The organism is Sphingomonas sp. BE138, assembly GCF_031456125.1.
Classification (GTDB): Bacteria; Pseudomonadota; Alphaproteobacteria; order Sphingomonadales; family Sphingomonadaceae; genus Sphingomonas.
Genome location: NZ_JAVDUC010000048.1, coordinates 1 through 6,907, shown reverse-complemented (window position 1 = coordinate 6,907; position 6,907 = coordinate 1). Strand labels below are relative to the sequence as shown.

Here is a 6,907-nt window from a genome sequence, read left to right as displayed (position 1 = left end):
TGTAGCGGCCTGCAATGATGGTCGGCCCGGCGCGAGATTATAGGTCTATTCTGGCGCACGCTCCGTGAGACCGAAGCCGTGCTCTAGCGCACTATAGTTGAGAACGGGCGCACCTCGGGTGAAACGGACGCGAGACGCAGGCCACGCGACGCACGCTACGTGAGACGTTCATATTGGCAGTCCCGCGATGCGCATCTCGTCCGTTAGTTCGGTCGCCCGTGTACCCTCCAGCTCGCCGCGCATGAGCTTCCTGATCTCGGCGGGCTTGGCGTCGAACTGGTCGCACAGCGCCTTCACGTCGTAGCCGTGCCGGTTCAGCTCTGGCTCTATGTCGTCGAGGCGGCGCGACAGCACGCCGTCAACGATGGTGCCGTCGATCGGCTTGGCGCCGATCCCGAACCCCGCCTCGAACGCGCGGACGAGGTAGCGGCTGAGCTGGAGCGGCGTCTTCAGCCGCGCGGCGAGCAGCGTCGCCGCGTCGTCGGTGATGACCTCCTCGGGCTCGACGCCCTCTTCCAGCGAAGCCCGGAGCACCCAGTCGATGAAGTCGCGCTGCCGGTCGCGCAGCCCTCCGAACTCGAACAGCGTCGTGCGGTCACCCACCTCCTCCATGGTGGGGCGACGCAGGTCGTTCTTCAGACGCGGGTAGCCCAGCATGACGACCGAGAGTTGCCCGCCACCCTCCTGAACCAGCTCGACCAGACGCTTGAGCGCCTTCAGTGTGTTGGCGTGGAGGTCGTGCGCGTCGTCGACGAAGAGCGCGACCGGCTTCTTAGCCTTGCGGAACAGCTCCTGGAGGTCGCGCTCGCGGCGCTCGGCTTGGCGCGAGATGGTGGGTAGCTTGTCCGGGCTGAGGTCGTAGAACAGCGCCGACACGAGCAGCGGCACCGTGATCTTGGCCTTCTCCAGGCTGAGCGCGCGCGACACGATAACGCGGTTCTCGCGCTCCAGCGCCTCGCGCAACCTGCGCACCAGCAGCGACTTGCCCGACCCGATCACGGCCGTGAGCGCGATCAGCCGGCCCGCCATGATCGTCGTACGCAGGTCGTGAACGATTTGCTTGTGGTGCTCAGTCTCGTAGAACCCAACATCGACTGGCGGTCGGGCAAGCCGGTAGTGGTGCATGACTTCGGTCAGCATGGGGCAGGCTCCTCATCCCGCATGGGCGCGGCCGGGCGGGAACCGTTCGCGGATGGCGACCATCACCTCCGCGCGGACCAGCGTGCGGGCGAGCAGGTCGGCGATGAATTGGAGGTCGTCCGCGCTGAGCTTGCCGAGCGGCACGCGCAGCTCTTCCGCGATCGCCGCGCGCGCCTTCAGCGGCGTGGCGAACGCCAACTCCTCGAACCGGTCGGGACCGTCGAATGGGCGGGTGGCGAGCATGGCGCGGTGCGGCTCGCGCGCGATCAGGTCGGGCTCACCCGACAGCGCGGAGCGCGGGATGGAAATGCGGGTCGCGAGTTCGGCGACGCGGTCCTGGCGGACATCGCGCCTGCTCTTGCGGTGCTTGCGGTAGCGATGGAGCGGTACGGGGCCGCCCACGGGATCGAACGGACCGTAGCGCTCGTCGCCATGCTCGGCGAACAGCTCGGCGTCGAACAACCCCCACCACAGCACGACCGCCTCGCCGGCAAGCTCGGGGTCGAGCTCGTAGGTGACCCCCGCGACCGACACCCGCGCGTCCAGCCCGACCATGCGCCGCTCGGGCTCGCGCGCGAACGAGCAGAACCGCTCCCACGCGCACATCGCGCGGACCCCGCCCTCGGGCTGGCGCTCAAGCCAGTCATCGACGCGCGAGTGAGCCTCGTGCCGGTGATCGCGCGCATTTTCGCGATCGACGAACCGGGTCAGCCAAGCGTTCGCCTCGGCTTCGGTGTCGGGCTGGTGATGATGGTAGAGTGTCTCGTGCGCCTCCTTCACCGTCCGGAACGGCCGCTCGACCTTGCCCTTGGCGCGTGCGGTCGTGCGCGCACCGTCCGATCCGGCCGGCATGTGCGGAGTGACGATCACGTCCAGGCTCTCCATTACCCGCTTGAACACGGCTGACTTCGCGACGGGGCCGTTGTCGAGGTGGAGTTGCTTGGGGATACCCTGGAGCGGGTTGGTCGTGCCGTCCGGCTTGGCCGACATGGCGCGGAACAGGAAACCGAGCGCCGCCTCGACATCCTCACCATATACGCAGTGGTATTCGAGGTAGGCGAGCCCCGACCGGTCATCGACGACCGAGAACAGCATCAGCGTGGGCGCGCCGCCCCGTTCCAGGTCGACCCAGGGCGGGGGAACCGCGAGTTGCTTCAGGTCGGACGGGCTCAGGTCGAAGTGCCACAGGTCGTTGGCGTGCTCCGCCTGGAAACGGACGGCCGCGGGCTCTCGTGTCAGGCGCGCGTGGTCATACCCGAGCCGGCGCATATGTCGGTTGAGGGTCGAGATGGTGAGCAACCCGGGCGCGAGCTTGCGATGGCCATCGGGCGTGTGGACCCCATGCTCCTCGACCAGCCTGAGCGCCCGCGCGGTCGAGAGGTGGCGGCCCTTCCTGTTGGTGGTGCTCTTCTTCACCGCAGCGACGATCTCGCACCAGTGTTCGATCTCGCCGTCGCCCATGACGCGCGCGTGCCCGCGATCGGAGCGGTGCGCGTCGCGGGGACGGTGCTCGCCGCGTAGCGCACGGTACAGGGTGGCGCGCGACACGGCGTAGAGCCGGCAGGTCGACGCCATCATCTCCTTGCGGTCGGGGTGCCGGGGCGGCAGCGCCGCGAGGCGTCGTTTCAGGGTCGCGAGCGCCTCGGCTGGAACGGGCGCTCGCCAGACGGTCACGCCGCTTGTCGCTCTTCGCGAGCCCGGGTGGGAGGTTTGGGCATCGCCTTCCCGTCGAGGAGCGCCTGGCCGGGGGCCTTGGGCGTGCCGTCGCCGTTGATGTAGTGGTAGAGCGTCGTGGTCGTGATGCCGAGCCGCTTGGCCACCTCAGCCGCGACCGCCTTCCGGTCGCTCATCGCCGCCATTGCCATTTGCAGCGTCGAGCGGTCCATCTTGCGCGGGCGCCCGCCCAACCGGCCCCTGGCGCGCGCTGCAGCGAGCCCGGCGCGCGTACGCTCGGTGATCAGCTCGCGCTCGAACTCGGCAAATGCGGCGAAGATGCCGAACGCGAGCCGGCCATTGGCGGTCGTCGTGTCGATCTGCGCGCCGGCACCCGTCAGCACCTTCAGCCCGATCCCGCGCGAGCGCAGATCCTCTGCGGTGATGACGAGGTGACGGAGATCACGGCCGAGCCGGTCGAGCTTCCAGATCACCAACGTGTTGCCGGGCTGGAGCGCCTTCAGGCACGCGGTCAGGCCAGGCCGAGCATCGTGCCGACCCGATGCGAGGTCCTCGTAGATGCGGCTCGGGTCGACGCCGCCCGCGAGCAGCGCGTCGCGCTGCGGCTCCAGCGTCTGGCTGCCGTCGGCTTTCGAGACGCGGACGTATCCGATCAGCATGAGAAGGCCGGTTCACCCGCAAGGAAAGACAGCTACCACCCTGCATTCTGACGCTGGTTTCCGCAACGGCTTTTCTCGTTCTGAACGGCCGCGATCGGGTGGCCGATTGCGACCACAAGGAAACCGGACGTATTTCTTGCGAGCCGCGCGCGCTGTTGGGAGAAGCGGTAATGCACTGCCGTCTTAGGCAGGAGACAGGGCTTCAAGGATGCCGCACTCGGCAACGGTGCCGTGTCCGCATCGGTCGATGATACGCGCCAGCTCGCCATCCAGGGCTGCCAAGTCGGCGATCTTGCGCTCGATCGCCGCCCTGTGCTCGCGCGCGATCGTCTCGACCGCGGCACAGGACCAATCGCTATGGTCGGCCAAGCCCAGCAGCTCTCGCACTTGGTCGAGACTGAAACCAAGGCCGCGCGAGCGGCGAATGAATGACAGCCGGCGAAGGGTCGCCGAAGCATAGGTCCGGTAGTTGCCTTCGGTGCGCGCCGGCGCGGGCAGCAAGCCGATCTCCTCATAATAGCGGATCGTCTGCACCTTTGTGCCGGTCGCCTTGGCGAGGTCGCCGATTTTCAGAGCCACGGCCCTTGACCCTACAGTTGCTGGAGGGTGCATATAAGGTTTCGACTATGATCCTGTCGAGGAGCCAAGGCGAGCGCGGTGAGTCGCTGCGGCGGAGCGGGTGAAAGGAACGGCTGTGCCTACTGAGGACTCCCTAACGCGAACGGCCGATAAAACGGGTGTGATCGGCGCGATCATCGCCTCGTTCGGCTGTGCGGCGTGCTTTCCCGCCCTTGGCAGTCTCGGTGCCGGGATCGGCCTGAGTTTTCTGAGCCAGTATGAAGGCCCCTTTATCCGATACGTTCTGCCGCTCTCCGCGCTCATCGTATTGGCGGCGAACCTCCGCAGTCACAAGACCTGGCTGCGCCTAGCGTTAGGCGTCACTGGACCTGTGCTTGTTCTCATCGCCGCCCTGCTGATGTCGCTTCGCGGCGTTCGGGCGGAATGGGTGCTGTATGCGGGGCTGGTGTTGATGATCGGGGTGTCGATTCTCGATCTTGTTTCGCCTCCGGGGCGGCGGTTCAGCAATCCGATCCCATCGAGGAACAGATAATGACGGATACCGTCGCAAGGCAACCCTCAACACCGGGTGGGCCGCCCGTCCGGGGTGTCGCATCAATAGCGGCTGCGTTGGGCCTGGGCGCGGTCACGGCCGCCGCGGCCTGCTGCGTTCTGCCACTCGCGCTCGCCTCGCTCGGCGTGGGTGCTGGGCTCGCCGGCAGCTTCGTAGGGCTGGCGAGCATTCGCGCGCCGCTTCTGGTGCTGAGCGCGGTCGCGCTCGTGGTCGCTTGGGCCATGTGGTGGCGCAAGCGCGAGACGGCCTGTGCGCCGGGGGACGCCTGTGCGGTTGATGTCAGGTCGCGCCGGATCGTCGGCCTCCTGATTGCGGCAACTGTGCTGGTCGGCCTGGCCGCTATCTGGGGCTCGATCGAGCCTATCCTCATGAATTGGGTGTTGTAATGCTGCTCACCTCCACGTTGACCTGCCCCAAGTGCGGCCACCAATCGACCGACACCATGCCGACCGATGCGTGCCAGTTCTTCTACGACTGCAAAGGCTGCGCCGCGGTGCTTCGCCCCAACGCCGGGGACTGTTGCGTTTATTGCTCCTTCGGTGACGTGCCCTGTCCCCCGATACAGGAAGCGCGCGCGTCGGGATCAACGGCGAGCTGCTGCGCCTGACGGCACGCCAGCCGGGGAACCTGAACCACGCCAAGGAGAAGCTCGTGCCCGACACCTATGATCTGGTCGTCATCGGCGCGGGAACTGCCGCGCGGGTAGCGGCCATGCGCGTTCGCAAGGCCGGCAAGAGCGTCGCCGTGATCGACTGCCGACCCTATGGCGGCACCTGCGCCCTGCGCGGCTGCGATCCGAAAAAGATGCTACGCCACGGGGCCGCTGTGATCGACGACGCGCGCCGGATGCGGAGCAACGGCGTGGTGGGAAAGGACTGCATCGACTGGCGCGAGTTGATGGCGTTCAAGCGCACCTTCACTGATCCGGTGCCGGGGAAACATGAACGAAGCTACCATGAGGCCGGGGTGGATACCTACCACGGCCCGGCTCGCTTCACCGGCGCGAACAGCCTCGTCGTGGAGGGAAAGACGCTGGTTGGCGGCCATTTCCTTGTTGCCAGCGGTGCCGAACCGGTCCCGCTCGGCTTGCCCGGCGAAGAGCACGTCATCGACAATGAGGCGTTCCTGGCGATTGAGAGCCTGCCCCGGCGCATCGTGATCGTCGGGGGTGGATACATCGCGGCGGAGTTCTCTACAATCGCGGCGAACGCCGGGGCGCAAGTGACCATCCTCCAACGCGGGCCGCGCATGTTGACCGGCTTCGACCCCGATCTGGTCGGCTGGCTGATGCCCCGCCTGCGCGATGCGGGGATCGACGTGCAGCTCGATACGGAGGTCGAGGCGATCGACAAGACAGGCGACGGCTTCTCGGTTCGCGCCTCCACGGGCGGGGTGAGCAAGAGCTTCGCGGCCGATCTGATCGTCCATGCTGCCGGGCGACGCCCGGCGCTCGAAGCACTCGACCTCGATGCGGCGGGGATCGCACACGAGCGGGGCCGCCTCACGCTCAACGAGCATCTGCAAAGCGTCTCCAACCCGGCGGTGTATGCTGCCGGCGACGCGGCCCAGATGGGGCCTCCGCTGACGCCGGTATCGAGCCATGACGGCAAGGTCGTCGCCGGCAACATGCTCGAAGGCAACCACCTCCGCCCGGACTATCGGGGTATCCCCAGCGTCGCCTTCACGCTTCCTCCCATCGCTTCGGTCGGGCTCAGCGAAGCCGAAGCGCGCGAGCGGGGCCTGCGCTTCCGCGTGAAAAGCAATCTGGTCCCCAACTGGTACTCCGCGCGGCAAGCGGCCGAACCGGTTTATGGGTTCAAGGTGATGGTCGATGAAGGCGACGACCGGGTGCTCGGGGCTCACCTGGTCGGACCGCATGTGGACGAGGTCATCAATCTGTTCGCGCTCGCGATCCGGCATGGTCTGACGGCCGACGATCTGAAATCGACCATGTTCGCTTATCCGTCCGGGGCTTCGGATATCGGCTACATGCTGTGATTAAGCGGTCCAATGAACACCAATTCAGTGGGTCCGAAGGCGATAGCCGCTAACTCGGCGTCACATCAATGGGGCTCTCACGATCGTAACATGCGCACAGTCCAGCGACGGATGCGCGTCGCCGGTGCCGATTTGAAGGTCTCACAAAGCGTGCGCTGACTGATGACCGTCTCGCGTCCGTCTCAAAGATCGTACGCTGGTTCTCGAATAACGTGCGCCCAAGCACCTCGACGGTCTCACAGACTATGCGCCAGAGTGCGCCCTTTATCTCGCGTCGAACCGATCATCATTGCAGGCCGTCACA

The 6,907-nt window shown here is 66.6% G+C and carries 8 protein-coding genes; 4 read left to right on the top strand and 4 right to left on the bottom strand.

All coding sequences use genetic code 11. From position 1 onward, the window contains the following. Positions 1-168 precede the first annotated feature (168 nt). The 4 genes from J2Y58_RS20460 to J2Y58_RS20445 all read right to left on the bottom strand — a co-directional run bounded on the left by J2Y58_RS20460 (position 169) and on the right by J2Y58_RS20445 (position 4,052). On the bottom strand, positions 169-1,140 hold the full coding sequence (locus J2Y58_RS20460) for an ExeA family protein (RefSeq protein WP_007406337.1): 972 nt from the start codon (positions 1,138-1,140) through the stop codon (positions 169-171). A gap of 12 nt (positions 1,141-1,152) precedes the next feature. Then, positions 1,153-2,814 (bottom strand): IS481 family transposase, encoded by a 1,662-nt coding sequence (locus tag J2Y58_RS20455; RefSeq protein WP_007406365.1) that lies wholly within the window; start codon positions 2,812-2,814, stop codon positions 1,153-1,155. Further along, a complete protein-coding gene (locus J2Y58_RS20450) occupies positions 2,811-3,473 on the bottom strand; it encodes a recombinase family protein (RefSeq protein WP_007406363.1) in 663 nt (220 codons plus the stop codon). Before J2Y58_RS20450 ends, J2Y58_RS20455 begins: the two co-directional genes overlap by 4 nt. 183 nt (positions 3,474-3,656) lie before the next feature. Further along, positions 3,657-4,052: a helix-turn-helix domain-containing protein gene (locus J2Y58_RS20445; RefSeq protein WP_007406344.1), complete on the bottom strand. Its 396-nt coding sequence runs from the start codon at positions 4,050-4,052 to the stop codon at positions 3,657-3,659. Between the two features lie 115 nt (positions 4,053-4,167). Between J2Y58_RS20445 and merC the strand changes: the two genes are divergently transcribed. The 4 genes from merC to J2Y58_RS20425 are packed head-to-tail and all read left to right on the top strand — an operon-like array spanning position 4,168 to position 6,603. Then, entirely contained in the window at positions 4,168-4,584 is a 417-nt protein-coding gene (gene merC / locus J2Y58_RS20440; protein WP_037569553.1) for an organomercurial transporter MerC, read from the top strand. Further along, positions 4,584-4,991: a mercuric transporter MerT family protein gene (locus tag J2Y58_RS20435; RefSeq protein ID WP_158005333.1), complete on the top strand. Its 408-nt coding sequence runs from the start codon at positions 4,584-4,586 to the stop codon at positions 4,989-4,991. Before merC ends, J2Y58_RS20435 begins: the two co-directional genes overlap by 1 nt. After that, positions 4,991-5,212, top strand: a complete 222-nt coding sequence (locus tag J2Y58_RS20430; RefSeq protein WP_082450164.1) for a GDCCVxC domain-containing (seleno)protein — start codon at positions 4,991-4,993, stop codon at positions 5,210-5,212. Before J2Y58_RS20435 ends, J2Y58_RS20430 begins: the two co-directional genes overlap by 1 nt. A gap of 44 nt (positions 5,213-5,256) precedes the next feature. Then, positions 5,257-6,603, top strand: a complete 1,347-nt coding sequence (locus J2Y58_RS20425; RefSeq protein ID WP_007406355.1) for an NAD(P)/FAD-dependent oxidoreductase — start codon at positions 5,257-5,259, stop codon at positions 6,601-6,603. The last annotated feature ends 304 nt before the right edge of the window (positions 6,604-6,907 follow it).

Coding starts and splice junctions, on each gene's coding strand:
- J2Y58_RS20435 (WP_158005333.1), top strand. CDS start 4,584: ATGACGGATACCGTCGCAAGGCAACCCTCAACACCGGGTGGGCCGCCC.
- J2Y58_RS20430 (WP_082450164.1), top strand. CDS start 4,991: ATGCTGCTCACCTCCACGTTGACCTGCCCCAAGTGCGGCCACCAATCG.
- J2Y58_RS20450 (WP_007406363.1), bottom strand. CDS start 3,473: ATGCTGATCGGATACGTCCGCGTCTCGAAAGCCGACGGCAGCCAGACG.
- J2Y58_RS20460 (WP_007406337.1), bottom strand. CDS start 1,140: ATGCTGACCGAAGTCATGCACCACTACCGGCTTGCCCGACCGCCAGTC.